Origin of the sequence: Paenibacillus cremeus, assembly GCF_007786445.1 — a bacterium.
Taxonomy (GTDB): Bacteria; Bacillota; Bacilli; order Paenibacillales; family NBRC-103111; genus Paenibacillus_G; species Paenibacillus_G cremeus.
Window position 1 is genome coordinate 1 of sequence record NZ_VNJI01000143.1, and the last position, 1106, is coordinate 1106.

1 protein-coding gene is annotated in these 1106 nt (G+C 47.0%); it reads right to left on the bottom strand.

The annotated features are described in order from the left end of the window. Positions 1-97: 97 nt before the first annotated feature. Positions 98-1106: (Fe-S)-binding protein (locus FPZ49_RS35240; protein WP_144855404.1), on the bottom strand; the 1009-nt coding region annotated here is incomplete at its 5' end.

Consider the following 1106-nt stretch of genomic DNA (forward strand, 5'->3'; position numbering starts at 1 on the left):
GTTGCTGGACACTTCCATGATACCAAACAAAGAAGGTGTTTTTTTGTCAAGAGAAGGAAAAAATGCGCTCCGTCCTTACAGCCGTAGGGCGTTTAAGCTAATTTGTAGCTGCGAAAGTTGAGTGAATAATATTATAAATGCCGGCTGAACCACAGCACATATTCACATCTTCCATCTCAATGAGCTCAACGCCAGGGATGCTTTTTATTAATTTGATCGGTTCCTGAACGACCTTCTGCACGTTGGTTAAATGACAGGAGCGTTGATACGTAACTCGTTCATTGCGATTGCGCAAATTCGGCAGACCGCCGCATGCAATAAGCACTTGACTAATATCCTTGGACTTATCGGAAAATGCCCTTGCTCGGTCATGCCATTTTGGGTCGGTCGCTAATAGATGGTCATATTCATGCAGCATGGCACCGCAGCCTCCTGCATTATTGATTATAAAATCGACATGTTCTTGTTCAAATGCGGCAATATTTTGCTTGGCAAGCATTCTAGCTCCCTCCATCTCGCCAGAATGGGAATGTAAGGCCCCACAGCATGTTTGACCCTCAGTGACAATCACTTCGCAACCCGCTTCCGCCAACAGTTGGACGGATAATTGATTCACTTTTTGAAACATCGCGTCCATAATGCATCCAGTAAAAAACGCAACCGTATACTTCCGTTCTCCTTTTGCCCCAACGCGGGACGGCATTTTTCTGCGCTCAGCAGGGGAGGCAGCCTCCGGGGTGATCGCTTCAAATTCAGCTAGATAATTTGGAAATTTAGAAAGTAGTTTTGTGCGGCGCGCCACGTTTTGCAAACCGCTCTTCTGGTACAGCCAAAGCGCGTCTCCGATGATATTCATCACTCGTTTACTAGGAAAAACTTTTTTGAAGGTGACATTTCTCAGGACACGCGTAGGAAAAGCGTACTTTTTGCGTTTGACTAGAGCCGCTCGAGCGGACTCCAATATAGCGCCATACTCGACACCGGAAGGACATGCCGTTTCGCAAGCCCGGCAGCCCAAGCACAAATCAAGTGGATTTTCCAACACGGATAAATCAGTAATCTTTCCCTCCCCCACCATCTTCACCAAGTTAATTCGTCCGCGCGGG